Origin of the sequence: Bacillus sp. OV166 (genome assembly GCF_900177675.1) — a bacterium.
GTDB lineage: Bacteria > Bacillota > Bacilli > Bacillales > Cytobacillaceae > Neobacillus.
On the sequence record NZ_FXWM01000001.1, the window covers coordinates 4,544,370 to 4,569,551 of the forward strand.

The 25,182-nt window shown below is 36.1% G+C and carries 24 protein-coding genes; 8 read left to right on the plus strand and 16 right to left on the minus strand.

Annotated elements, in window-relative coordinates; translation table 11 throughout:
- Positions 1-9 precede the first annotated feature (9 nt).
- Complete coding sequence (locus CCK98_RS22200) at positions 10-891, minus strand: alpha/beta hydrolase (RefSeq protein ID WP_088088556.1); 882 nt, start codon at positions 889-891, stop codon at positions 10-12.
- Between the two features lie 200 nt (positions 892-1,091).
- Between CCK98_RS22200 and CCK98_RS22205 the strand changes: the two genes are divergently transcribed.
- Positions 1,092-1,322: a hypothetical protein gene (locus tag CCK98_RS22205; protein ID WP_088088557.1), complete on the plus strand. Its 231-nt coding sequence runs from the start codon at positions 1,092-1,094 to the stop codon at positions 1,320-1,322.
- Positions 1,323-1,342: 20 nt separating this feature from the next.
- Here CCK98_RS22205 and CCK98_RS22210 read toward each other — a convergent pair whose 3' ends face one another.
- Positions 1,343-1,804, minus strand: a complete 462-nt coding sequence (locus CCK98_RS22210; protein ID WP_256942444.1) for a GNAT family N-acetyltransferase — start codon at positions 1,802-1,804, stop codon at positions 1,343-1,345.
- A gap of 179 nt (positions 1,805-1,983) precedes the next feature.
- On the opposite strand from CCK98_RS22210, the gene CCK98_RS22215 reads away from it, so the two are divergent.
- Positions 1,984-2,124, plus strand: coding sequence for a BA3454 family stress response protein (locus tag CCK98_RS22215; RefSeq protein ID WP_088088559.1), 141 nt, complete (start codon positions 1,984-1,986; stop codon positions 2,122-2,124).
- Between the two features lie 146 nt (positions 2,125-2,270).
- On the opposite strand, the gene helD is transcribed toward CCK98_RS22215, so the two are convergent.
- Positions 2,271-4,613, minus strand: a complete 2,343-nt coding sequence (gene helD / locus CCK98_RS22220; RefSeq protein ID WP_088088560.1) for an RNA polymerase recycling motor HelD — start codon at positions 4,611-4,613, stop codon at positions 2,271-2,273.
- A gap of 456 nt (positions 4,614-5,069) precedes the next feature.
- Here helD and CCK98_RS22225 point away from each other — a divergent pair, with 456 nt between their 5' ends.
- Positions 5,070-5,603: a YceI family protein gene (locus CCK98_RS22225; protein WP_088088561.1), complete on the plus strand. Its 534-nt coding sequence runs from the start codon at positions 5,070-5,072 to the stop codon at positions 5,601-5,603.
- A 289-nt stretch (positions 5,604-5,892) separates the two neighbouring features.
- A complete protein-coding gene (locus tag CCK98_RS22230; RefSeq protein WP_088088562.1) occupies positions 5,893-8,274 on the plus strand; it encodes an immune inhibitor A domain-containing protein in 2,382 nt (793 codons plus the stop codon).
- Positions 8,275-8,316: 42 nt separating this feature from the next.
- Here CCK98_RS22230 and CCK98_RS22235 read toward each other — a convergent pair whose 3' ends face one another.
- The 4 genes from CCK98_RS22235 to CCK98_RS22250 form a co-directional block, all read right to left on the minus strand.
- Positions 8,317-8,805: a L,D-transpeptidase family protein gene (locus CCK98_RS22235; RefSeq protein ID WP_088088563.1), complete on the minus strand. Its 489-nt coding sequence runs from the start codon at positions 8,803-8,805 to the stop codon at positions 8,317-8,319.
- Between the two features lie 98 nt (positions 8,806-8,903).
- Positions 8,904-10,406: an aminotransferase class V-fold PLP-dependent enzyme gene (locus CCK98_RS22240; protein WP_088088564.1), complete on the minus strand. Its 1,503-nt coding sequence runs from the start codon at positions 10,404-10,406 to the stop codon at positions 8,904-8,906.
- Positions 10,407-10,668: 262 nt separating this feature from the next.
- Entirely contained in the window at positions 10,669-11,016 is a 348-nt protein-coding gene (locus tag CCK98_RS22245) for a hypothetical protein (RefSeq protein WP_088088565.1), read from the minus strand.
- Positions 11,017-11,318: 302 nt separating this feature from the next.
- Complete coding sequence (locus CCK98_RS22250; RefSeq protein ID WP_088088566.1) at positions 11,319-12,053, minus strand: polysaccharide deacetylase family protein; 735 nt, start codon at positions 12,051-12,053, stop codon at positions 11,319-11,321.
- 260 nt (positions 12,054-12,313) lie between these two features.
- Between CCK98_RS22250 and CCK98_RS22255 the strand changes: the two genes are divergently transcribed.
- A complete protein-coding gene (locus CCK98_RS22255; protein WP_088088567.1) occupies positions 12,314-13,102 on the plus strand; it encodes an HAD family hydrolase in 789 nt (262 codons plus the stop codon).
- 81 nt (positions 13,103-13,183) lie between these two features.
- Here the strand turns inward: CCK98_RS22255 and CCK98_RS22260 are convergent, their stop codons facing one another.
- Positions 13,184-14,020, minus strand: a complete 837-nt coding sequence (locus tag CCK98_RS22260) for a DMT family transporter (RefSeq protein WP_088088568.1) — start codon at positions 14,018-14,020, stop codon at positions 13,184-13,186.
- A 234-nt stretch (positions 14,021-14,254) separates the two neighbouring features.
- Here CCK98_RS22260 and CCK98_RS22265 point away from each other — a divergent pair, with 234 nt between their 5' ends.
- Both CCK98_RS22265 and CCK98_RS22270 read left to right on the plus strand, forming a co-directional pair.
- On the plus strand, positions 14,255-15,313 hold the full coding sequence (locus CCK98_RS22265; RefSeq protein ID WP_088088569.1) for a MerR family transcriptional regulator: 1,059 nt from the start codon (positions 14,255-14,257) through the stop codon (positions 15,311-15,313).
- Between the two features lie 102 nt (positions 15,314-15,415).
- Positions 15,416-15,937, plus strand: coding sequence for a MerR family transcriptional regulator (locus CCK98_RS22270; protein ID WP_088088570.1), 522 nt, complete (start codon positions 15,416-15,418; stop codon positions 15,935-15,937).
- 92 nt (positions 15,938-16,029) lie between these two features.
- Here CCK98_RS22270 and CCK98_RS22275 read toward each other — a convergent pair whose 3' ends face one another.
- A complete protein-coding gene (locus CCK98_RS22275; protein WP_256942445.1) occupies positions 16,030-17,019 on the minus strand; it encodes an acyltransferase family protein in 990 nt (329 codons plus the stop codon).
- A 293-nt stretch (positions 17,020-17,312) separates the two neighbouring features.
- The gene (locus CCK98_RS22280) at positions 17,313-18,557 is read right to left on the minus strand and encodes a DHH family phosphoesterase (RefSeq protein WP_088088572.1); all 1,245 of its coding nucleotides are present in this window, start codon (positions 18,555-18,557) and stop codon (positions 17,313-17,315) included.
- A 209-nt stretch (positions 18,558-18,766) separates the two neighbouring features.
- Between CCK98_RS22280 and CCK98_RS22285 the strand changes: the two genes are divergently transcribed.
- Positions 18,767-19,738: a nitronate monooxygenase family protein gene (locus CCK98_RS22285; RefSeq protein ID WP_179195898.1), complete on the plus strand. Its 972-nt coding sequence runs from the start codon at positions 18,767-18,769 to the stop codon at positions 19,736-19,738.
- A gap of 50 nt (positions 19,739-19,788) precedes the next feature.
- Here the strand turns inward: CCK98_RS22285 and CCK98_RS22290 are convergent, their stop codons facing one another.
- From CCK98_RS22290 to CCK98_RS22315, 6 genes are all read right to left on the minus strand, one after another.
- Entirely contained in the window at positions 19,789-20,274 is a 486-nt protein-coding gene (locus CCK98_RS22290; RefSeq protein WP_088088574.1) for a nitroreductase, read from the minus strand.
- Between the two features lie 80 nt (positions 20,275-20,354).
- Positions 20,355-21,038, minus strand: coding sequence for a M50 family metallopeptidase (locus tag CCK98_RS22295; RefSeq protein WP_088088575.1), 684 nt, complete (start codon positions 21,036-21,038; stop codon positions 20,355-20,357).
- 135 nt (positions 21,039-21,173) lie between these two features.
- A complete protein-coding gene (locus CCK98_RS22300; RefSeq protein ID WP_088088576.1) occupies positions 21,174-21,866 on the minus strand; it encodes an ABC transporter ATP-binding protein in 693 nt (230 codons plus the stop codon).
- A gap of 2 nt (positions 21,867-21,868) precedes the next feature.
- A complete protein-coding gene (locus CCK98_RS22305) occupies positions 21,869-22,954 on the minus strand; it encodes an ABC transporter permease (RefSeq protein WP_179195899.1) in 1,086 nt (361 codons plus the stop codon).
- 72 nt (positions 22,955-23,026) lie between these two features.
- On the minus strand, positions 23,027-24,412 hold the full coding sequence (locus tag CCK98_RS22310; RefSeq protein WP_179195900.1) for a HAMP domain-containing sensor histidine kinase: 1,386 nt from the start codon (positions 24,410-24,412) through the stop codon (positions 23,027-23,029).
- A 3-nt stretch (positions 24,413-24,415) separates the two neighbouring features.
- On the minus strand, positions 24,416-25,087 hold the full coding sequence (locus CCK98_RS22315; protein WP_088088578.1) for a response regulator transcription factor: 672 nt from the start codon (positions 25,085-25,087) through the stop codon (positions 24,416-24,418).
- Positions 25,088-25,182 lie beyond the last annotated feature (95 nt).

A 25,182-nucleotide genomic window follows, 5' to 3' on the forward strand; every position in this document is an offset into this window, starting at 1 on the left:
AGATTTATTTTAGTTTTTTGTAGATTCTTTTGAAAACGTGTCATTTTGAGCACAAAAATGGGCAGAAAGCCATTCTTGGCGGTCAAGTAAGGCTTCTTTGCAATTGGTAAATAGATGATCGGTATCATACCAGTTGATTCTTTTGGGAGAACTTGCAGCAGAATAAAAAGTCGCAGCATGGCCTCGTTCAATAAATTCGTCATTTTTGGCAAATTGGAAGAGTATTGATGCCGGCGCAGCATTTTTTACATAGTGGATGGCATCTAATTTTCTAAGACTTGAAATAAAATATTCAAATCTTTCAGGCGGTAAAAAGCTGCGAATGATGGCTGCGACTGGATGTTCACTAGTCAGTTGCCACTCTGAAGCCTCCCCATACCCTGATATTAAGACAAAAGTTTTAATGAGCGAATCAATTCCTGAAATTACCCCGCCCCAGGACGCTCCAAAACCATGGCCAACAAAAGCCATACGAGTTTCATCTACAATCGTTAGCTTACTAAGCAGTGTAACTCCCATTCTAATATCCATAACAGTATGAATGTATTTTTGAATATCCGCTAAGGCTTCAATTTTTTTTGTGAATTTTTTTCTATCAAGATCATCCGTTAGACCTTCCCCACCGAAAAACGGCACTTCAATTAGGAGTGAAATATAACCTTTTGTTGCAAGCAATTTTGCTTCATGAAAAAATGTTTTTCTATTTCCTTGACTAGGGTGCATAAAAATGACAGCTGGAAATGGTCCTCCCTTGTTAGGAATAAAAAGAAAGGCAGGCACCTTCCTGTTGAAAGGGCTTTCATAATTAACATCATAAATAGAATAACCTTCTTTTGAAATAGATGACATCACCTCAAAACCTGCTCTTGTTTCTACTTCGTAATCAAACATTCTTTACCGCCCCCGCGAAGATTCTTTTTAATAATTTATTTGAATTTTCAGATTAATAGAACACATAAAATCCATGAATCTCTTTTCCGTACAATCTTCCTTAAGTTTTTTAAAATTTTCAGAATAATAGCAGGAAAAACGTTGCTTATCGTCGAAATAGTAAAAAAATGTTTATACTTGATTTAAGAGGAGTGTTTGATGTGGACAAGATCACATGTATTGCCTACCTTTTATACAAGTCATCTACGAATCAAGGCATTAGAGAAAAAGCTATCCAATTATTGAATGGAGATGTGTCCATTCGTGATTTAAAAAGAAATATATCTATTCAAGCCAATCTGGTCATCGCTGAATCGTTATTGAAAAAAAATAAGATCGATAAAGATCAAGTTCAACTTTTTGCTGAGCAATTTATGTATCAAGAAATATAATGAACTCTAGCTTGGGGTTTTTATCCAATTTGTTTTTCATAACATAAAATACCAGTTCCCTTTTGTGTTGTTGCAGTACTATAATAGATAAATCCTAATGATTCCCAAAAGCGTTGAGCCTTTTTATTTTCTTTTAAGATACCAATTCTAACACACTTCATACCTCGTTTAAGCATCTCATGTTCGTATACTGCAAAAGCTTGTGCACCGAAACCATAACCTTGATAATCACTATGAAGCAGTAAAAGACCAAGCCAGGGGTAATGGTCCTTCGGATTTTCTAATAAGTAGTCAATTATTCCAATATAGGTGTCATCGAGCTTTATAAATGCACTGTTAGTATTAGGATTTAAGAATTCTTCTTCCATGTCAGCAAGTGTTCTTGCCTCTTTGCCATTTTCAAAAATATTATATTCTGGATTCGAGTTTATCATTTCGAGTGCAATAAACAATGTTTCTTTTGTTACCTCTTCAAAATGCATTGAATTTATTTACCTCCCTATTGTTTTTATAAAACAATTATATCAAAACTAAAAGTTTTAGTAACATTTGTCGAAAAAATATCGTCATAATTATTTAAATAACTTAATACACTGAATCGTTGTGTAATTTATGACTACACTTTTTACTAATAATTTAAACATAGAAATGGAGATTAATTATGGTACAAGTAGAAGTAACAGTAACTTTCGAAGGAAAAAGCTATTTAACGAATGTCATTGCTAATCGGGAAACATCCGATGATGAAATATTCCAACTTGCTTTAGAACAAGTTCAAAAACAATGGAAAAAAATAATATAGCAAAGAACAGCTGGAATGGATTCGGCTGTTTTTTAATTTTTTCTAGTTAGGTTATGAATTTGGCGCAAATGCATAGTACTTTTGACATAGCCTAAACTTAAAGAAGCTGTGTGCTCAGGTCATCGAGACATACAGCTTCTTTTTCATTAGCATTTACTTGGTTTTACAAGTGTGTAGGTATCTTTAGGAGCAACTTCCATTAGCGGACTAATCCCAGATGTTGCGTTCATGTGAAGTTCATGCATGGCCCTTGTGCAGACGGTATAAAATAATTTGCGTTCACTTTCTTTTTTATATTGAGAACAATCGTACAAAATAACGGCGTCAAATTCAATTCCTTTCGCAAGATAGGAAGGAATAACGAGAATTCCTTTCTCATACGAAATCGTTCCTTTTTCAATTAGATGGAGCGATACCTCGTTCTTGAGCGCTTCAAAGGCCCTTTTGCTCTCATCGGCTGTCCTGCAGATTACAGCAATGGTCCGATGCCCATCATCTTGAAAATCTTTAATTGTTTTGATTATTGTTCGCGTAATTTCATCGGTTTCTATTTCAGTAACTAACGGCTTCCTGCCCGTGCGGTTAAAGGGTTCAATATTTTTTCCACCCTCAATCAACGCACTGGTAAAGTTAACAATCTCTTTTGTCGATCGATAGGTTTTTGTAAGGACAAACGACTCTATTGTCTCTCCCGAGATATTTAGGTCAGATAAAACCGTTTCCGCACCAGTGGCACCAGAAAATATCGCTTGATTAAAATCACCGAGTAAAGTCATTTTGCTAAAAGGAAATAGCTTTTGTATAAAAGCAAACTGGAAGGGTGAGTAATCCTGTGCTTCATCAATAAAAATATGACGAATAGTAGATTTGGACTTACGACCTTCAATTAAATCCTGGAGATATACATATGGTGTGGCATCTTCATAAGGAATTTCCATATCCTTTAATTTCTTCACTGTCTTCCTGCAAATTTGGTCCCAATCAACAGGTAAGCGTTCATCCATATTTTCAGCTTGCTTAAAAAGCTGGTGATAAATCTTAGGTGAATCAATAAACCGCAAACTTTTTACTCGCGCAAATAATGGTCTGAACTTTTCTTTTATGACCATTTCAGCAAGGAGTTTTTGCTCCTGCTCAAAATCATCAAATGTATTTTCCGAAAATTGATTTTTTTCCTGAAGTTTTTTGAAGGCCTCCATAAAGGCTTCTTTATCGAGAAATTGTACTTCTTCCTCCACCCAGCTTCTCGAACGCTCTTGTCTAACCTTCCGCTTTAAATCTCTTAAAAGCCATTCCTTTACAAGCTGCATACGGTTGGGTATGCTAAGGCTTTCTTCTAGTGAATAAAAATAATCATGGATCTCCTTTTTAGAAATCAATACATCTCCTCTAAATATTAAATCCCTAAAAATTAGACCCCTTTTCGTTAATCCATGCGCATATCGATCAATTATATTTTTATATTCAAGACTTGCTTTAAAACGAATTCCTTCAACTCTAAGTTTATATTCCTTTTCATCATCATTCTCACTTAACAAATATTCCATTTGCGTAAAGGCGTCTTCCACATTAAATTCTTTACCTAATCGAGAATGTAAATATTCCTGAAAGGTGGATTGCTGCATATTTTCTTCACCTAACTCTGGTAAAACCGTTGCTACATAGCTATTAAACAAAGGGTTAGGTGAAAAAAGCATAATATTTTCTGAATTCAATGTCCCTCGATAACGGTAGAGCAAGTAAGCAACCCGTTGCAGGGCAGCAGAAGTTTTTCCACTTCCTGCTACACCTTGGACGATCATAATTTTCGCCCGCTCATTGCGAATAATTTCATTTTGCTCTCGTTGAATAGTAGCAACAATGCTTTTCATTTTCGTACTCGCGTTGTTTCCAAGAACCTCCTGAAGCATTTCATCTCCAATGGTTACCCCTGTATCAAACATCCCTTTAATTTCTGAAGCCCTAATAATAAATTGACGTTTTAAGTTCATTTCCCCTTCAATCATTCCTTCAGGGGTTCTATATCTGGCAGGACCAGGTGAATAGTCATAATAAAGGCTAGATATAGGGGCACGCCAGTCATAAATCAAAAAATTTTCATCCTGTTCATCCATTAACGATGCAATTCCTAGGTATACCCGGTCCTCTGCTTCTTCCCCGTTTTCTAAAAAATCAATCCGTCCAAAGTATGGGGAATACTTTAATCTTGATAGTGTATTGAGATGTTTATCCAAATGTCTATGGGTCCGCTCACGTTCTGAGAGCAGTTCGGCCTGTTGTTTGATACTCGCTGCTGTTTCTATCATATCATCAGGTTCATCCATATTGACGGTTACATCTTCCCAAAATTCTTTACGGATCTCGAGAACATCTGAACTTACCTTTCCAGCATTTAGCTTTAATTTATTTATCTTTTTATCGATTTCATTTATAACCGTGGTCACTCTTCTTTGTTCCATTTTCAAACCTTTGCTCTGTAAATCGCTCATCAAACCACTCCCCAGATAAATGTATTGGTCATTTGTTGACAATCGAATAAAATTGTGTTAATGTTATAATAGGTAGTTTTTAATTAACTACATCATTAAATATTTATGCCAAATATCATCTTATCATGCCCCTCCTACATTTTCAAGGAGATTTTTCTATGCCATTAACAAACGCCTTCAGGGGCGTTTTTTTTTATTGTCCTATCTTATTTTATGTAATCCTCAATTTTCTTCCTATCCATCTTCCAGTGATCCGCAAACTTAAATACATTCTCTTTGAATTATTTAATTCGTCCAATCCTAAATACTTATATAGATAGTATTGGAAAAAATTCAAAAAAAATTTATAAAATCTAATTGACAATATGTTTGCTTACAACATATAATTTATCTTGAATTAAGTTATTTTGATTTCGAGATAAATAAATTAAACAAACATACTGGAGGAGAAATAAAATGACAAAAACTAAATGGGCTCTTGATGCATCACACAGCAGTGTAGATTTTTCTGTTCGTCACATGATGATCGCAAACGTGAAAGGAACTTTCAACAAGTTTGACGCAACGATTGATGCAGATCCAACCGATTTAACAACTGCAAGCATTGAATTTTCAGTTGATACTGCAAGTGTAGACACTCGAAATCAAGACCGTGATGGACACTTGGTTTCTGCAGATTTCTTTGATGTAGCTAATCACCCAACAATGACTTTCCGCTCTACTAAAATTGAAAAAACAGATGACGGCGAATACAATGTTACTGGTGATTTAACACTACGTGGTGTATCAAAACCTGAAACATTTGCAGTTACTTTCGAAGGTCAAGGAAAAGATCCATGGGGAAATGAAAAGGTTGGATTTAGTGCAGAAGGTACGATCAATCGTTCTGAGTATGGCCTAGTTTGGAATGCGGCACTTGAAACTGGCGGCGTCCTTGTTGCTGACAAAGTAAAAATCAACCTACAAATTCAAGGAGCTAAAGCTGAGTAATTAATATAAATCAAACACATTAATTTATTTCAGGCGTGAATTCACATCGAATTCACGCCTTATTTTTTTAATAGAATACACCCATTGTAAATTAAAAGATTAGTCTAGTCGGCTATTTTCATATATGATATAAACTTTTTCAAAAAAATTAAAATCGCTGTCGAAAAAATAATTCAAAAGAACTATAACTTATCTGAATTAACAGAAAATTAAGGAAATAATCCTATTGTTTTATTTCAATTTTCGAAATATTATTTACTAGCAAGCCAAAAAAATTAGGGGGAGTTTTATGAAGAAACTATTAAAAACAGGTCTATCCACCGCAATAATGGCTGGTACATTGTTTGCCGGTTTTCCGGGCAACTATGCTAGTACATCGGGTGGAGTTCTAGCAAAAAGTCCAACAACGGTTTCAAATTCTTATGGGTCACTAGACCTATCGGTCGTAAATGAAGATAAATTACTAGATGCACTTATTAAACGTGGTGTTATATCAAAGGGAGCATCTTCTGCTGAAAAGCAAAAAGCGTTACATAAGTACTTAGAATTGAAGGGTAAAGAGGATAAAGTAAAGACATCTGACCCTTTAGCTGCAAAAGTAAAAGCCGGGGATGCAGAAAAACAAAGGAAATTTAAAGACTTCAATAACGGTCTTTTAAAAGGAAATGGTAACAAAAATGGACAGTTAAAAGGAAATCCAGATCCAGTTAAAGAAGGAAATTCACCTGGAGTTCAAAAGCAAGGCAAATTATTAACCTTAACAGTTGAATACTCTAATCTACCACATAACAGTATCCAACGTGGTGAAACGGACAACTATTACACTGATTATACTCTCGAACACTATGAAGATATGATTTTTGGAAAAAACGGAGTAAAAGGTCCAAATGGTGAACAATTTGTTTCTCAAAAGCAATATTATGAACAGCAATCTGGAGGAACCTATACGATAAATGGACAAGCGTATGGTTGGCTTAAGGTTCCTGGAACTGCAGAATTTTACGGAGCTGATAAAACAACTGGCGGTCATGACAACGTTACACCAGGCGGTTCCAAAAAGTTAGTTAAAGATGTTTATGATGCTGCAAAAGCTGCCCATATCCCGCTTGAGGATTATGATTTAGAAGATCCTCATGATTTAGATGGTGATGGTGATTTCTGGGAGTCAGATGGATTAGTTGACCACCTGCAAATTATCCACGCAGGTATGGGTCAAGAGGCAGGTGGCGGATCACAAGGTGATAATGCCATTTGGTCTCACCGTTCAGCTGCTCTAGTTGATCCAGATGGGGTTGGAAAAGGAGTACCTGGTTTCTATGACTACACCATGATGCCAGAAGATGGTGCAACAGGTGTTTTTGCCCACGAATATGGCCATGATTTAGGTCTTCCGGATGAATATGATACCGCTTACACTGGCCAAGGTGAGGCTGTCGAATACTGGTCCATTATGTCAGCTGGATCATGGGCAGGAAAAATCCCAGGTTCAGAACCAACAGGCTTCTCTCCTTGGGCAAAGCAATACTTCCAATCTACATTAGGTGGAAAATGGACTGCCCCTACAGCTGTAAACTGGGAAGAAGTCTCCACAAAAGGAACACAGTTCTTACTTGATCAAGCGAATTCACCACTCGGGCAAAACAACCAAGCGATTCGAGTTAATTTACCTAAAAAGAAAACTCCTGTCAACACTCCTGCAGCTGGAAGTTTTGAATATTGGGGTGGCCAAGCCGATGAGATGGATTCAAGTATGGTATCAGACGTTGATTTAACAGGAAAATCTTCAGCTATGTTAACATTTGATGCTTGGTACGATATTGAAGAACAATGGGATTTTGCTTTTGCTCAAGTTTCAAAAGATAATGGGGCTACTTGGAAATCACTAGGGAATGACCATACTCGTTCGGATGTAGTATCCGAAGGATATCCTACAATCTTAACTTCTATGCCTGGCTTTACTGGTAAATCCGATGGTTGGGAGCCACAGTCTTTTGACCTATCAAGTTATGCGGGTCAAAAAATCAAAGTTCGCCTCCGCTATGCAACAGATTGGGGCAGCTCGTTTGTCGGATTCTTTGCAGATAATATCAAAGTGGTTGCAGATGGCCAAACATTATTAGAAGATGGTGGAGAAAAAACTACATCTCCATTTGCATTAAATGGATTTACAAAAATGGATGGTAATAAACTTACAAACCATTATTATTTACTAGAATGGCGAAACCATAAAGGCGTTGATGAAGGTCTCGCACATATTAAGCGCGGCAATTCTTTAATGAGCTATGATGGTGGTTTAGTCGTATGGTATGTCGATGACAGCTATACAGATAACTGGACAGGTATTCACCCAGGTGATGGTTTCTTAGGAGTTGTCGATTCTCACGTTGCGAAGAGTATAAAATTAAGCACTGGTGTTGAAGCGATTTCCCGTTTCCAAGTTGCAGATGCTGCATTCGGGCTAAATCCTACTTCTGGAATAGACATTGCTTACCCAACTTACACGATAAACTTCCCAAGCCAACCAGCTGTATCACTATTTGATGACAATAACTCGTTCTTAAATACTTTTATGCCAGATGCTGGTCGTAATATTGGTAACTTCGGACTTAAGGTTCGTGTAAACGGACAAGCCAAAGATAAATCAGTAGGATCAATCGTAATCTATAAATAATTAAATGAGTCCCACCTTCTTACTTTAGAAGGTGGGACTTTTTTAGGGACGAATAGTAACTCTAGTTCCATTGGGTACCATATCAGCCAGCTGCAATACATCCCGATTGTACATTCTCACACAACCGTGTGACACCGCTTTTCCAATTGAACTTGGATTGTTTGTGCCGTGAATCCCGTACCCTTGTTTGGAAAGTGAAAGCCACAAAACACCAAATGGACCACCGGGATTATACTGCCGATTTACAATCACGAAATCACCAGTCGGAGTATCCGTCAGCATCTTCCCGACTGCGATCGGAAAAATTTTAACTAGCCTTCCATTGTTGTATAATGTTAGTCTTCGTTTTCCAACAGATATTTGAATGGTAAAGGGTATAGTTGAAGGCTCTGGCAGACCCGGAATTTGAATTTTTTGGCCCACTTGTAAATGCCCGACCCCAGGATTGGCAGCATATAGGCGTTGGAGGCTAACGCGATAATCAGCAGAAATAATACCCAGCGTTTCACCACGCTTAACTATATGAATCATATGATCCCACCTTTCTTCTGATAGCATATGCCCATACACGTTTATGGTTGCCTTATTTAGAAAAGGTACTGATAGCAGCTATTCTAGCTGGATCAACATTAATCCAATCTAAAAAGTGGGGCCATATCCTCTCTTACGTGGTTCACAAAAAAGTAATCATTGCTTGACTTATCATATCGATAATCATTTTTCCATTCGTTAATCTTAAAAGTAATTTCTCTTATGGCATTTACAAACAATAGAATTTCTTCGTTAGTCATAATCGGATGTAATGAGAAACGAACCCACCCTGGTTTCTCCGACAGATCTCCCTGATTAATCTGTTCAGAAATATGCTTAGAAGAAGGTTTATCAATGTGAAGAAGATAATGCCCGTAGGTCCCAGCACAGGAGCATCCACCTCTTACTTGAATCCCAAACCGGTCATTAAGCAGGCGGACGATTAAATTATAGTGGATATTCTCAATATAAAACGAAACAATACCCAGACGATCTTTTTTATGACCATCTAATAAATGAAGACCGGGAATCTCTACTAATCTAGGTAATAAAATATTTAACTGTTCCTTCTCTCTTGTTAATATATTGTCCACACCCATTTGATTCTTCAAATTCAAACATAGTGCGGTCCGAATGGCTTGTAATATTCCTGGTGTCCCTCCATCTTCACGCAGCTCAATGTCGGAATAATATTTGTGCTCGCCCCATGGATTCGTCCAGGTCACAGTCCCGCCCCCGGGATGATCTGGAACATGATTAACATACAATCTTGTATCAAAAACCAAAACCCCACTAGTTCCCGGTCCCCCTAAAAACTTATGAGGAGAGAAAAAGACGGCATCAAGTTTTTCCAAAGGATCCTTTGGGTGCATATTGATGGTTACATAAGGAGCCGCAGCTGCAAAATCCACTAAACAGATACCGTCATGTTGGTGCATGATTTTGGCTAATTGATGGTATGGGGTTTGAATCCCTGTTACATTGGAGCATGCTGTAAACGAACCAATCTTCATTTTCCTATTCTTATATTGATTCAGCTGTTGAACAAGCTGGGTAATGTCCACTCCACCATCCTGATCAGGACTTAATAAAACTACATCCCCCAGTGTCTCGAGCCAGGATGTTTGGTTAGAGTGATGTTCCATATGTGTTAAAAAAATGACCGGCCGCTCATTTTCGGAAAGATGCAGCCGCCCTTTCCACTGTTCATGAACTCTAATTCCTAATAATCTCTGAAACTTATTCATGACAGAGGTCATTCCAAATCCATCTAGAATCAAAGCATCGTTCGCGTCAGCATTCACATGTTCCTTAATAATTTTTCTAGATTGTTTATATATTCCCGTCATCATCAAGCTGGTTATATTCGATTCTGTATGTGTATTTGCCATAAAAGGACCAAAAACCTCAGAAATCTTCTGTTCGATGGGTCGATAAAGTCGGCCGCTTGCTGTCCAGTCCGCATAAATTATTTTCTTTTTCCCGTAGGGGGAAGCAAATTCTTGATTTATCCCAATCACCTGTGAGCGAAACGGTTGAAAATATTCTTCAAGGTTATCCGGGATCCGATAGGTTTTACTTCCAATATTAGCGGTGATCATTTGTTTCACACCTCACAATATAAATCTGTTATTAATATATGCAGGAATCTACAGCACGGTTTCTTTAACGAAATCTAAAAAGAACAGCCTCCTATCAGGGCTGCTCTTCTGGTATTTCTACAACTTAGTTAAATTGTTTAATGTTTACATCATCAGACAAACATCTTACATAATTCATACGAATATGCTTTTTTTCAAATAAAAAAGCAGCCTCATCAATTGATAAGGCTGCTTTTGAGTTATAGGGGGATGAAATTACTTACTAATATGTAGTAATTTTCGCTGATTCTTTCCTTGTTACTTCTTCAATTTTTTGAATAAACATTTGAAAAACTCGCCTTTTTTCCTCTAGGTCTTTTATGTATTCTTTCAGTTGGTTATAGCTTTCTTCAAATGGTTTATGGTACATGTCACGAATTTTATCAATAATTTCCTCATTTACTGTCGATTGAATTACTTGCTTGGTAATCCCATATTTGTAAGAATAAACCTTTAATTCCTGTGCCACTTCATCATATTCATTTGCAATTTCAGTTAAGACTAGTGAAATATCATCTTTCCATTCATCTAGTGATTTTTGTAAGTAGGATTTTACCATTGTCTCTTCCATATAAACACCCGCCCTAATACAGTCTCGATTATGTTTACACTATTATAACGTTGTTTGATTACATAGAGATTTCGCCCAGTTTACATTGTCTTTTCAATAGCTATTTTTTTGAGTCTTTCTTCTCAATCACCCGAGTAATTTGGTCCACACACTAATTGTTGTTATCATAGAATACTCCCCCCTACATATAGAATATTCATATCGAACAACTATATATGTAACATTATGGTTAATACTTCTTTGCACTACCCAATTTTAGTCAAAAAAAAAACGATTACCTCAGTAAGTAATCGTTTTTTATATTAATCTACCTTCACTGCTTTTTCAAAATCATCGAGTGTAGTTGAATATTTTATATACATTCGAGGTAAATAGTAAAGCTCGTTTTTAAAGCCTGTCATTGAAAATGGGCCTGGCGTTGTAGTCAGTCCATACCGATAATACTTTTTCGCTTCCGCCACCACATGTTCATTCGTATTCCCATAGGGGTACGCTAGAGCAATAACAGCTTTACCTGTTATTTGCTGAATTTTTTCTTTCGATTCTTTTAGTTCATATTTTAAGTTTTCCTCTTTGATTAAATCTGGATGTGTAGCTGTATGTGACTGAATAGATATTAATCCTGAATCTGCTAACATTTTTAAATCTGCTTTAGACAATCGGTTTGCCCTTCCTACGAAATCAGAAATCACAAAAAAGGTACCTGCTGGATGAAAACTATCTGTTGTGAGTTTTTGAAAAATCGAATAGGCATTAAGATTATTTTTGTAACCATCATCAAAGGTGATAAAGATTGGCCTTTGAACAGTTTTAATATCCTTCCAACGCTCGAAAGTTAATAAGGTATAACCATGGTCTCTTAAATATGCCATTTGTTTCTCAAAATTTTCTGGAGTTACATATAACTCCTTGGATCCAATACCGTTAAATTGATCGATGGAATGATAAATTAATATAGGAATCTTTTGCTCAGCATAGACGCTTTTGGGAAGACCTAAAATGAGAAGAGATAAGAATAGTAATAAAATCTTTTTCATAAAATTCCTCACTTTTTGCGTTTTATATTTATCTCCCCCCTATTATTCCTCCAAAATAATATTTCATTAAAAAAGCTGCGGACGGCACCGTTTTCCGTTTATTAAAAATCCAATCGAATTACAAAAACGCCATGAAACTAATTATCCCCTAATGGAATTACTGTCGCTATTAATTGATTAAACGATTCTATTTAATGTGACTTCCTTTAACTAAAAGTGGTAGACTAAAAACAACATTCTTCAAAAAAGGAGCTACATTCATGACCAATTATAAAGTTTTATTTTTGGATATCGATGGAACATTACTGAGACCAGATGGTACGATTGAAGATTCAACAAAAAAGGCCATTTCACAGGTTCAGGCTCAGGGCTTGGAAGTTTTCTTAGCTACAGGAAGGCCACTACATGAATTAGATGAACTCGCAAAAGAGTTAAATATTCACTCATTCATTGGTTATAACGGTGCATATGCCATTTATAAAGGTGAAGATATATTCCAAGAGCCTATGAAGAGCTCTACAGTTATGAATTTCTTAGAGATTGCTAAGGATAACCAGCATGAAGTGGTCCTGTATACGAATAATAAGAACGTTTTTACCAATGTGGATTCTGGGATCACAACGGAGTTTATGCACAAATTCCACTTACATAAAAATGAACCTTATTCTCCTTCAGTCAATAGTTCGATCTTAGGGATGACACTAGTCAATCTAAAAAAAGATGACCCTGTCCTTTACAATAATGAAGAGGGAATCCATTTATCCCAAGTCAATGTCGAGGGAATGCGTCATTGCTATGATGTAATCAGGGACAGAGTGAACAAAGGCTATGGAGTTCAAGCAGTTTTGAAGCGGCTAGGCATCAATAAGGAAAGTTCGATTGCATTTGGAGATGGAATGAATGATAAGGAAATGCTTCAAAACGTGGGCGAAAGCTTTGCTATGGGTAACGGCTATCCAGACCTTTTTAAATACACAAAGCATAGAACCACCAAGGTTACTGATTCTGGAATTTATAATGGGTTGAAAATGCTTGGGTTGGTGAATTGAGATAGGTGATAAATTATGGTGCCAAATAAAAAGTGCAGAGCATTTCAATTTAGCTTGAAACACTCTGCACTTTTTTGCGCTTTATATCTTTGTGAAAATTATCCCAAGTAGAGCAGTGAATACACCGATCACTTGATATCTTTTTAATTTTTCTTTAAATAGTAAAAACCCAGCTAGAACCACTACTAGACAATTTAAACTTACAATTGGAAACACGATACTTGCCATTCCAGAATTAAGGGCATAGAAATAACTGCTATATCCTAAAATGCTAATTAGTCCCACAATGGATCCCACATTGGCTTCTGACCTCTGCCACTTTTCTTTTTTCAAGATACTGCAAATTGCTAAATAGACACTCCCCCCGCCATACATGGCAATGAGGATATCTAATGAATTTATTTGCAAATAGGATGTAGTTTTCATTAAAACCCCTAGTAAACCAAAAGAAAATATCGCAAGCCCAACGCGAATCATCCAAGGGAAATAATTTATTCCTCTATTATTACCAGATGAATACTGTATGGCCATGGCTGAGCCAAGCATAATTATGATTCCTACCCATTGAATCACTGTGATATGTTCATGAAAAAGAACGCCAGCACATACGATTGGAAATATTGTATTTGTTCCTACTAATGGCGATGTCAAACTAGCAGGGCCCTTTTCAAAGGCCTTTGACATTTGGATATTACCGTTTGCATTTAATATTCCAATAAAAGCTCCAAGTAAAATGGTGATAAGATTCAAGTGGACTCTCCCGTTTACAAAAGCAAATCCCAAAGTTAATAGAAATGCTACAAAATAGAAGAAGAACTGAATATGTACTTTCGACACTTTCTTCTCCGTGCTCCACTTGAAAATAGTATTATTAGTCCCAAAACAAACCATAGTAACAAAGGCCGCTGCAATCCACATGTTGAGATCCTTCTTTCTACATCAATTCCACTCCATATATTAAACCTCATTTCTACTCTGCTCAATCATTTTTTTGTAATAGATGCTCAATTTGCAAAATATTGTTGTTATTTCATTCTTTCCGTCTTGTTTTGATAGCTTTTGTCATCTAGCAGGAAAATGTGCTACCGAATGGTGAATTACTAACACAAAGATGAATTATTTCCGAGATAAATAGAAAGGAATGATTTTTATATGAAGACCTATACCTTAAAAGAAGTAGCAAAAAAAATAAATACAACACCAGGCACCATACGACATTGGGAAAAGGATTTAGTTGATTTACTAGAAATTCCTCGTTCAAAGCAAGGGGCAAGAATATGTACAGATAGGGAGATTGAGCAGCTAATTGAAATTAAACAACTATATGAAAAAAAGTTAAGTAAGGAAACAATCAGGGAATGGATGCAAAAAAAACTTCACCCTGAAAGTGAAGATGTACCCCAATCCTCCGAAGTTTCACAAGCGTTCATTGAAAATCCGGATGTCTCAGAATCATTCGCAGTTTCACAAGCGTTCATTGAAAATCAGAATGTCTCAGAATCATTCGCAGTTTCACAAGCGTTCATTGAAAATCAGGATGTCCCAGAATCACTCGCTGTTTCACTCAAGGCCATTGAAAATCTGGATATAAAAGAATCACCTATGGTCTCATTAGAGGTCATTTCTGACACAGCCAAACCGATAACCATACAAGACGCTATAGATGCACATCAGTTTTTCGAGGCAATGGATACGTACAAGCAAAATTTCTTAAGCGACGTAAAAGATGAAATCCGGACGGTTGTTCGAAGAGAAGTACTAGATGAAGTAAAAAAGGAAATAAGGAATGGAACCTATACCACAGTTAAATCATTATCTAACTCGATATATAAATCATCCGCTAACACAAGAGCTGAGATTCAGGAGTTATCAGAGACACTTGAAAAAGCCTCTGAACTATCAGCTGACTCATTACAGTACCTCTCCAACAACATTGCTAACGTTTCTATAGAGACTTCTCAAGAAATTCATACACTTTCCAAGCAGTTGTCGGAAACTTCCGAAGAACTATCCCACTATGTGGATGTTACTAATAACGAAATCTCAAGTCTAACAGAGGCAATGTCAAAAGAACGTGAATTTTTCCTTGAAGAGCGTAATCAGTACCGACATGAAATTTCGCAAAGAGAATTAGCCTTTCAACAAATGCTTAACAGTTATAGACATGTGGCAGCTACAAAAGAAAAGAAATGGTGGAAATTCTGGACTTAATACAAAGTTTTCTTCGATTAGAACGACTCCCTTTTAAAGACAAAAAAAAATAATTTCGTCACTCGTGGATTGCGGTTTATTTTATCAATGGAGGGATTCGAAATGAATACAAGTGAAGTAGCAAAATTATTAGGAGTATCTACAAGTACTATTCAGCGCTGGGTAAAACAGCTTGAACTTCCAATGGAAAGAAATGAGCGTGGTCATTACCATTTTAGTAACGAGGATATAGAACTATTAAAAAAAATACACGAACAGCTCCAAAACGGGACACTAATCCAAGAAATAGTCCCATTAAAAGAGAAAAAAAATCCTCGAAAAGGTGCTGTTAAAGCGGTAAATGACAATCAAGCACTAGAAAAGTTATATTCAAAAGTCAGTGAATTGGAAAGTAATATAAATTCAAAAGCAGATTCGGTTGCTTCCTATCAACTCCTTCAGCATCGCCGTGAACTAGAGGATTTGCAACATCTTGTAAAAGATTTATCGCAGCAGGTAGAACAACTTCAAAAACAAATGAACGAACTAAAAATGACCTCGCAAATGGAAGAACCACTTGTATTTGATCATAGTAAAGTCAAAAGAAAAAAGAAAAATATTGTCAGCTCATTGTTTGGGTTTTAGTTTGTATGAATTTATTTCTAATTTTAATGCACAAAAAATAGCCGAACTGGTCAAGCTAGTTCGGCTTTCATTCACAACTCACTACCATTCATTTAAACTTTAAATTCGACAAGCGGTTGAGTATATTTTTTAATTAAATAACTTCCTAGAACGATACAGATCATAAAGGAAAGAACGCAAAGTAAAAGATAATTTCCTGAAATGGAGATGATACTTTTATTTGGAAGAATCTCCTGGAGCGATTTAATAATAAATCCATGAAGCAAATAGACATATAAAGTTCTTTCACCAATTTTCGTTACTTTAAATTGATTGGAAGGTATTAATGCTAAAAACCCAAATACAACTATTAATGTCAGCCCATATTGAAGTCCTCGCAACAGCCCATCGGCCAACTCTTTTTCCCCCATATTTGCATATGATGTATCGCCCAGAAGCCATGGCACAGCATCTTGAGGGAAACTGAACCCAAAGAAAATATAAGTCCCGATAATAATTATTATACCAACTGGAAGTGAATATCTGGCTCGAATTACTTTCTTTAACTGATCACCATTTAGTAAAAACCCCAAAAGGAAATAGGGGAAAAATACAAATGTTCTTGATAGGCTTAAAAAACTACCCGCGTGATCAACAAAACCAATCGCAATTCCCAAGACAATGGCAATAAAAAAGCCACTCCATCTTAACCTTGCAAAGAGATATAGAAGTAAATTCCAAAAAAACAAACTCATCAAAAACCAAAGCGACCAATGAGGATGTAAAAAATCAAATTCTATATTTTTTTCCTGCCCATTTAAATAATAATAAATGGAATAGATCATCTGAAAAATAAAATAAGGAAGTAATATCTTCTTAATAGACTTTATAAAGTAGCCTTTCTTTTTATAACCTTTCGCGAAGTATCCAGAGATTAGGATAAAAGCGGGCATATGGAATAGAAAAATAACTGTATATAAAGTGAAAAGGATCCCATCATGTTCCTTTAATGGACTTATCAGATGCCCAAAAACGACGAGAAAAATCAATATAAATTTTGCATTATCAAAATATTTACTCCTTTTTGAAGTTGAAGCCATCATATCACCCCATAGGTTAATTCAATCAAAAAGGTATATTAATATTTATTCAAACCCCTACCAAGTAATTCCCACGACCAATTCTCTTTGTCGTTAAACAATCATAACAAATGATCATTACAGGAATATATAAATAAATTGACTTTTTGTTGCATGGTTATTACGATTTCGAAATAATAATCTCATATACCTACGATTAAATTACCACTTCAATCTTAATTACCCCTTAAATCGGAAGGTTATGAAAAAAACACAAAAGCCACTCCTTTTTTCGTTAAGGAATGGCTTTTACTAATTCATAAAGTAATATCTACAAGATGGTTCCTGATGATTTCCTGATAATTCCCTCTTAATTCATCTTGTGAGATCCGAAGAGCTTTTGAAACGTGATAAAGATATTCATGGTCGCTTCGAAGCCAAGAAGAATAATTTCTTTTTAAATACCGTTCTGCATCCGCGAATACAGAGAAAGACTGCTCCAATTTCTTCTTGTTATGTACTATAGAAAAATAGCCATCTCCACATGGAATGATATATGAACTTTCTCCAAGCGGGTTCTGATAGGATGTTCCAACCTGTGAATCCTTAACATTAAATTCATTCCGATCTGCATCTGGTTTAAGTGGAATCATTTCAAAAACATTTATTACAAACTTTTCAAACGCTTCCCTTGTCATTTCCGATCCAGAGGCTTTCGGATGCCCTCCACCTCCGTACTTTTTTGCATATTCGGCTACATTTATTTCATCATGAATGGTTCGAAATCCCATCTTCTTTCCACCCATATTCAGTAGGACAATCATATCCAAATGAGGATATAAATTATTTAATTCATTTCCTAGCTCTGATAAATATTGTTCGGCATGAACAATCCCAACACAGTAATCATCAATAAAAGTTTGCACCAGTTGTCTACTTTTCGAATGGATGTAACGATGGATTTTTTGTTCCTCGATATCAAGCAGCATATGTTCCGTGTCGGTTAATGTAAATGAATCTTTATTTTCAGACAACCTTTTTAACATTTCCTCCTCAAACAGTTCACGACTCATAATATAGAACAAATCATTTAATCGTTTGGCTGTTAAATTATTATTTTCAGCCCACTCCCAAGTGTCATATTGACGTACTAATTCGATAAATTCTTCAAGTGCTTTATTTCGTTCCATCATTTTGTGTTCAATTAGGTAATCATAAAATAAAGAAGTTGCACAAGACTTTTTTCCCGTCTCATACTCAGGAATTACGCTCCCCCATTTGTATTGATTAAAATGCAAAGCAGTCACATGATGATCGATCATTTGAACTGGTTTTCCCTTTTGGAACCGCTCCTCGAGTTTTTTCTCGACCTGCTCATTTACAGCCAAATCAGTAATGTAGATTTCCACATTATTATTCTCAGGGTTTTTAATAACTGCTTCCACTCTTTGATTTAAATTTCGATAAGAACAGTAAAATATATTGGCCTTGTCTGCAAATGCTAGTTTCGCAATAAGTCCACAACCAAGACCATCAAGATCAATATCCGTAAAAATAATCATCCTATCTACCACCATCCATTTTTCGCTTCATAACGTATCGTTTGGTTTCAGCAAATTTTTTATGCAAATTAACCTAGTTATGATTTAACATTAACCTCTATTTTATCATATAGAAAATAATACCACCTACCATTATGACCTGGTGATAGTAATCACAGACATATTAAAAATGACATGGTATGATGCATGGGAAGTTTCTAATACAAACAATGAAACGGGGTTATAATTTGAACTTTCCACAACTTAAAATAGGCCATATAAGACCTCAGGTTCCAATCATGCAAGGCGGAATGGGTGTCGGTATTTCTCTTAGCAAATTGGCTTCAGCTGTCGCAAATGCAGGCGGGATTGGGATTATATCTGGAACAGGGATCTCAACTGATGAAATGAGAACACATATAAGAAAGGCTAAAAGTCTGATCAAAGATGCTGGATACATTGGTGTAAATGTTCTATTCGCGATGAATGACTTTGCTGAAAAAATGAAAGCAGCTCTAGAAGAAAAAGTTGACTTTATTATTTCTGGAGCTGGAATCTCACGAGATATGTACGCATGGGGAAGAGAAGCAGGTATTCCTGTTATCTCTATAGTCTCGACTGCTAAATTAGCCAGGATCTCCGAACGACTGGGAGCAGCAGCAGTTGTCGTTGAAGGCTTTGAAGCAGGAGGACATCTTGGAACAGACCGCCCAATGTTTGATATCCTCCCAGAAATCGTTGAAGCGGTTTCTATCCCCGTTATTGCGGCAGGAGGAATCATGACTGGCGGCGATATTGCAAAAGCACTTGCAATGGGTGCGTCTGGTGTACAAATGGGAACACGCTTTGTAGCCAGCGAGGAATGTGATGCTCCATTAGCTTTTAAACAAAAATATGTTGATGCAGGTAAAGAAGATTTGGTTTTGGTAAAAACAACCGTTGGTCTTCACGGAAGAGCCATTAATAATAATTTTGCAAAATTAATTAGTGGAACAGATAAGCTAAAAATCGCTAAATGCATTGATTGCTTAAAGAATTGTTCTTACCGCTTTTGCACCATGGATTCTCTTTTGGTATCCATGAATGGTGATGCTGAAAATGGCCTTGTTTTTGCAGGGGCTAGAGTTGGAGAAATCAAAGATATTCTTCCCGTTCAAACAATCATTGATAATCTTACATTAGAATACAATCAGGCTATCTAGCTTATTTAAAAGAGCCAACCGTAAATACGGTTGGCTCTTCCCTGTTCCTGTTATGGTAAATTTCTGAATTTGTTCTGAATCGGTGTACGTGGCTTTGGCTCTGGGATTACATCAGGATAGCCTACTCCCAGAACGCCTATAATATCATAGCCATCCTGAACACCAAGAATTGCCCTGTTTTTGGGCGTAATGCCAATCGATGACCAAAAGGTCCCAACTCCTTCTGCCCATGCCGCTAAATTAAAATTTTGGATAAAGCACGCAGTTGCCAGCGCATTTTCCACTGTTTCTAAGGATGTCGCCCCGTGCTTTGATAAAATCATCAATACGATCGATGCGTTTCCAAAATTTGTTTTATGATTTAACTTTTCTCTTGTCTCTGTTCCAAGAAAGTAAATCTCCCAAGGTTCTGTCATGCGGTGATTGGGTGCCATGGCAGCGGCCTCTAGCCATGAGTGAAGTAAATTTTTGTCAATTTCATCAGGTTTGAATTTTTTTATGTTGCGCCGAGTTTTAATTAAATCAATAATATTCAATCAATAACTCCCCTTTTATATTCATATCGAAACCCATCGTAATAACTTATGTCTCTCCCAATATTTTGTACGTAAAAGTTTTAATTCCCCAGTTTATAATAACCACGTTTTAAGCCGTAATAGCAAAACCATAATGATTGAACAAAGAAGAAAATCCCCCAAATAGGAGCAGGAATAAAACCTGTGATCCGCGCAAGATTTGCAGCATCCCCTGCTGATTGAGGTTGAAATATACTGATAAATAATATTTCATAAGCACTTTGTACGGAATCCACTAATAAGATCGACGCAATCAAAAGTAATAAATTATCTCTAAAGTTTTGACTCCCTTTTATGAGTAAAAACAGAAATGCAACGGCGAATGAGCATAACCAAAACAACCCGTAAGGATTCCTTACCCAAAAAATAAGATTCAAACCGATAAAACCTAGCAATATATCAATCAACACAATCTGCTTTTTCTTTCCAATTAGTAAAAATGAGACAAATGCCATAAAGGAGGCAAAGGTATATCCACCAAGGCTAGTAATGAAGCTTCCCAACCAAGAAGACTGATGACTATATGTAGCCCCTTCGGAATTCATAAATAAAGATATTCTTTCTACATTACCCCCAAAAAGAGCAATCAAAGCATGACCTGATTCATGTATAAGGGTATTAATGACTTTGACATAGTTTCCTAGCAATGGCACATGTATCAACAGAAAAGCAAACACGAGGAAAAGGAAAAACTTCGCACTGAATTTGTCTCGAACAAAGCTCAAAATATAAATTCTCCTCTTTTTTTAAATTATTTGCTAACTTCATTTTATCACGTTTTATTATCACTATTACAAATTTCAACTCTGGATGGCTCAATTAAAAAAACTAGCAATCACTTAGATTGCTAGCTGCTTCAATTAACCTCTTTTTTCAACTTCAACTAGTTGTCCATCCTTCATTCGATAAATCCGATCACATAACGGGAGAATCTGTTCATCATGAGTGACAATAATGGATGATTTATTTTGTTCCTTTACGATTTTTGAAATGAGTTCGATAATAGCCATGCTCCGACTGGAATCCAAACTCGCTGTTGGTTCATCAGCTAAAATGATTTCAGGATCATTAATAAATGCTCTGGCAATTGCCACCCTTTGTTTTTCCCCGCCTGACAATTGGTGTGGATAAAACTTGGTACGATGTTCCATGCCGACTGCCATTAATACTTCGTTTATTTTCCTTTTGCTTTCATTCGTCCATTGATTGGCCATTTTTAACACAAGGCTTAACTGGTCTTCCACCTTCAAATAAGGAACTAAATTTGAAGTTTGAAAAATATAGCCTAGATGATTCAACCTTATATTTGCTTTTTCTGTGTCACTGAAGGAGGTTATATTGGTCCCATTTACGATTACCTTTCCTTTATCAGGAGACTGTAAGGCACCGGCAATTGATAAAAACGTTGACTTTCCAGATCCGGAAGGTCCAATAATGGCAACGACCTCGCCCTTTTTCAAACGAAATGATAAGTTTCTCACGATGTGATTTTCCTTATCGCCATCTTTAAATGATTTTTCCACATGTTCTAGAACTAAGGGTTCGATTACCATGGTTATTCTAACCTCCCCATTGCTTGTATTGGATCTGCTTTCACTATATTAAAAATAGATAATAATGAACCGAAAATCGACACAAGGAATAATATTCCTGAGAATTTAGCAATCTGTACCAAATCAAAAATAAACGGTATCTCATCCGGAAGAATCTCCGTAAAACCCTTTGTAAAGGCAACAGCACCTACGATACTAACAATGGTTAATATAATGACCTGAAAGATAGTCGATTTGACCAATTGACTTGATTTTGCACCAATGGCTTTTAGGATGCCAAATTGGGCCGTTTTTTGAATGGTCATTATATAAAAGAATGCGGCTAAAACAAAAACTGCGATTACAATTAAAAACGAAAGCATCATGTACAGCGAATTTTGTTCAGCTGTATACCCAGGTATACCTTTAACCACCTGTTCCTTTTCAACCCATTCCCCATTTTTAACTATCCTAGAAACATCCTCTTTCAAACTTGAATTAGCTTTATTTATTGCAATACCGTTAAATTCAGTTTTATCTAAGCCGCCAGAGATTTCCTTCCATGTATCAAGGGAAATAAGCGCAACTGGTGTATGGCTAAAGGTTTGATCTTCAAGAAATCCTACAACTTTTAAGATGATGCCGCTCCGTGCATCTTTTACGATTGTTCCTATCTTAATAGTTCCAGATAGCGAGTGGTCTAGTAAGACAGAATTTTCCCCGCCCGTTTCTAAACTCTTTCCGTCCCTTCCATCCGGCTCTAAAAAGCTGCCTGGTTTTATTGCCATAAATGTAATATCTAATTTATCCTCGGAGTTAATTTTAGAAATGGCTCCCATTTGAACACCAATTGGCTGTAGGTCACTTGTTGCTGTCAATTTCTCTATATCTATTGTTAAATGGGACCGGTCAATTCGTCCCTCAGCACTTTCTTGCAGATAAAAGGAGTCTGCTGGCATATTAATGATCGAAGAAGCGTTATTCATTGACAAGCCATTCGCAAGCCCACTGATGACGAAGACAAGAATCGCAACAAAAAATAAGATAAAGCTGATTAATAAATATCTTACTTTAAAAAATGTCATTTCCTTAATCGGTACAAAGTACATAAAAAAATTCACCTTCCCTTTCATTTCATAAACAGAATACTGTTTGAATATGAACGGATGATGAACTTCATTTTACAATTTAGGTAGGATGATGGTAAAAGTAGTTCCTTTCCCTTTTTCACTAGTTAAATCTATTTTCCCTTGATGCATATCAACGATGGACTTGACGATGGACAAACCTAACCCCGTCCCTTCAACTGAACGTGCTCTAGAGGCATCCGCGCGGTAAAAACGGTCAAATATCCTTTCAATTTCCTGCTGATTTAAGCCCACGCCAGAATCTTTAATAACTATTACAACTTCTAACTCCAATTCAGACAATTTTATATCAATTGTACCGTTTTCTTGATTATACTTAATCGCATTTGTCAACAGATTTTCCCAAACAGAATATAGTAAAGCTCGATCCCCTTTAACCGCGGCATCCGTAAGAGAATAACTCAGCATAATTTCTTTATCTAGAATACTCCATTCATATTGATGAATAACGGCTTTGAGTTGTTCTGCGATATTAACCGAGCTAACTTCCATTAAATCTTTTTTACCTTCAATCGTGGATAAAAGCAGCAATTGTTTGGTCAAACTGGATAGTCGGTTTACTTCGGAATGAACAACACGAAGATATTGTTGTTTCTCTTGATCACTTTTTTCACTATTCTCCAATAAAGCGAGATAGCCTTTTATATTGGCTAGTGGTGATTGGATATCATGAGAAATATTAGTCATTAGTTCTTTTCGTAACGTATCTACTTTGGCTAATTTCTGGGACATCCTAGTAAAACTGATCGCTAAATTTCCTAACTCATCGCTTCGGTCAATATCCAGTTTAATTGAAAAATTGCCTTCTGCAATTTCTCTTGTTGCCTTATTAAGCTTTCTAATCGGATTGACTAAATATTTGGTACTAATTAGAACAAATAGAATGCTTAATAAAATAGATATGATTAGCATCCATCCGAAAAGAATATGCATCTCATTAAACATAAGCTTAATATCTGGCCTGATAAACATGGCATATTTTTTACTTTTATACTCAAAAGCAATACCGACTGTATTCTTTAATTCATTTGCAAAAAAGCCAGTTACAAAGGTTTTATGAGGAAAAGAACGAATCCCATGGTATACCTCGCCATGCAATACTTTTTCAGGAATACCCTCAGGTAAATTCTTTTCTCGAAAGGAAGAGCCAAAATACTCCTTATTCCCTTCATTATTAACCAAAAGAATTTGGTAACCGATTGCCCCGATATGGTCAAGATAATCCTGTAAACTAATCAAAGGGTGCTTACTTGCAAAGCCTGCTATTTCATTAGCAAAATTCATGATTTTCTCGTCATTTTGCTGTTTCAATTTGATTTGGTAATAAGCATTGGACAGAAAAAATGAAATAATCCCGCTGACGACCATGATCATAATCGTAATGAAGGCGAATTTACTATACAAAGATTTTATAATCATTATTTATTGAACCTCCAGGGAATAACCTACCCCTCTAATCGTTTTGATGGCAAATTCCTCGGTGAAATTCGAAAATCTTTCGCGCAATCGTTTTATATGGACGTCTACCGTTCTTTCATCACCTTCAAAATCAAGACCCCAAATTTTTTCAATTAGATGACCACGGCTAAATACTTGGTTTGGATGTGTAGATAGAAAAGTTAAAAGTTCAAATTCCTTTAATGGAAGAATGAAGGTCTTGTTATTGATTTTTACCTCATAGCTTTTTTTGTTTATGTACAAGGACCCAATCTTAATATTGGCTTCACCCGTTTTCCCATATCTTCTTAATAATGCATTCACCCTGAAAATCAACTCTTTTGGTTCAAACGGTTTAATTAAATAATCATCAGTTCCTGATTCAAATCCCTTTTCTTTGTCTTCAATTTGACTTTTGGCTGTTAGTAAGATGATCGGAATATCATACTGTTTCCGAATTTCAGTGGTTAAATGGTAGCCGTCCATGACAGGCATCATAATATCCACTATCGCTAAATCACAAAACTGATTATTTAATACATCAAGTGCCGTCAACCCATTTTCCGATGCAATTACTTTAAATCCTTCTCTCATTAGCAAATCTTTAACAAGATTGCGGATGAACACATCATCATCAACAATTAAAATAGTCTTCAAACTAACACCTACTCACTTTTTAAACATATTTTCTTCACCTTATTCTACTTAAAGGATATTGTTTTGGAAAGAATAACCGATTAGGTAATTAGACA